The 1,088-nt window shown below is 77.8% G+C and carries 2 pseudogenes; both read left to right on the top strand.

Features of this window, described 5'->3' with window-relative positions:
- Window positions 1–659, top strand: a pseudogene (locus tag SSBG_RS31805) (hypothetical protein); the annotation flags it as partial.
- Between the two features lie 68 nt (window positions 660–727).
- Window positions 728–1,088: pseudogene (locus SSBG_RS27390) on the top strand (hypothetical protein); the annotation flags it as partial.

Genomic DNA, 1,088 nt, shown 5'->3' with positions numbered 1-1,088 from the left:
CGGGGCGGGTACGGAACGGGCTCGCGGCGATCCCGGCCGACGCGCCCTGGCACCGGCAGGTCACGGCGTGGCTCTTCCCGAGCGGCGTCACCGCGCACGTCCTGCTCGTCGCCGCGCTGCGCAACCCGACGATCCGGCTGCGGTACCCGGCCGTGCGCGAGGTCCTCGTCCCCGGCCCCGACGAGGAGCTGTACGAGGACCTGCTCGGCGCGCTGGGCTGCGCCCGCCCGGACCGGGCCCGTGTCGCCGCGCACCTGGACGTGCTCGCCGAGACCTTCGACGCGACGTCCGCCGTCCCGGCGCGCACCCCGTTCCCGTACGCGGCCGACCTGCGGCCCGGGGCCCGGCCCGTCGCCGTGGACGGGAGCGCGGACCTCGTGGCGCGGGGGCTGCACCGCGAGGCGGTGTTCTGGATCGTCGCGACGCTCGCGCGCTGCCACACCGTCCTCGCCGCCGACGCCCCGGGCCTGCACCGCCGTCTCCTGCCCGGCTTCCGGGACGTCCTCGCCGACCTGGGGCTGCACGGGTACGCGGACCTGCGGACCTGCGGGCACGCGGCGAGCGGACGGCGGCCGGGCTGCTGGCGCGCGTGGAGGCGGTGGCGGCGCGGCGCGTGCGCGAGAGGGGCTCCGGGGCCCGTACCGCCGACTGAGGTGTGACTGTCACACGCATCACTCGTTTGACGGAGTGCACACGTCCCACAGTCCGTCACTCGAAAGGCGTCCCCATGCCGACGCGTTCGCGGCCCTCCCCCACCGCCGGGGAGCGGATCGACCTCGACCTCGCCGAAGCCGCCCTGGTCGAGCGGTACGCACGCCTCGTACGGCTCACCTACCTCGTGCTGCCGACCTCGCTCACCCGGCACCGCCGGGTCCTCACCGCGCACGGCATCGTGCAGCGGGCCCTGCCCGGCACCGGCTCCCGGCTGCTGCGCCCGGCCCCGCGCCGCGCGGCGCCCACGAGCGGCCCGGATACGCCTGGGTCCGCGAGCAGATCCTGCGCGAGGCGCTGCGCCACGAGCGGCGCCCCGCCTGGTGGCCGCACCGGCTGCAAGCCGCCCCGCGCCCTGCGCCCCGGGCTGCCCACGG

The sequence above is a fragment of the Streptomyces sp. SPB074 genome (assembly GCF_000154905.1).
In the GTDB taxonomy this organism is placed as follows: Bacteria; Actinomycetota; Actinomycetes; order Streptomycetales; family Streptomycetaceae; genus Streptomyces.
The sequence above is the reverse complement of the archived record's forward strand: the minus strand, read 5'-3'. Positions and strand labels throughout refer to the sequence as shown.